Source organism: Variovorax sp. 10L426, assembly GCF_056395305.1.
On sequence record NZ_JBFTJF010000117.1, the window covers coordinates 1 to 403 of the forward strand.

The 403-nt window shown below is 69.7% G+C and carries 1 protein-coding gene; it reads right to left on the minus strand.

Translation table 11 applies throughout. The annotated features are described in order from the left end of the window. A partial coding sequence (locus tag AC1DHL_RS30030; protein WP_478164373.1) for a CpsD/CapB family tyrosine-protein kinase occupies positions 1-403 on the minus strand: 403 nt, incomplete at both ends.

Consider the following 403-nt stretch of genomic DNA (forward strand, 5'->3'; position numbering starts at 1 on the left):
GCGCAGCACCATCACGGTGGCGCCAGCCAGCGCGGAGACGGCCATCGCATCGTTGTGGTCCAGCACCGGCGGGGTGTCGATGATGACGAGGTCGTAGGTGCGCGAGTAGGTGTCCAGCGCCTGGCGGAAGCGGGTGTTCATCAGCAGCTCGGCCGGCGTGGCGCCGAAGTTGCCGGCGGGCACGATCCAGAGGTTCGACACGCCCGTGGGCACCACGGCCTGGTTGGCGTCGATGCGGCCGCCCAGCATTTCCGAGAGGCCCATGCCGGCGGCCCGGTTGAAGTAGCCTGACAGGCGCTGGCGGCGCAGGTCGCCATCGATCAGCAGCACGCGGCGGTTCGACTTGGCCAGCAGCGTGCCGAGGTTCGACGTGACGAAGCTCTTGCCGACCCCGGAGGTGGCC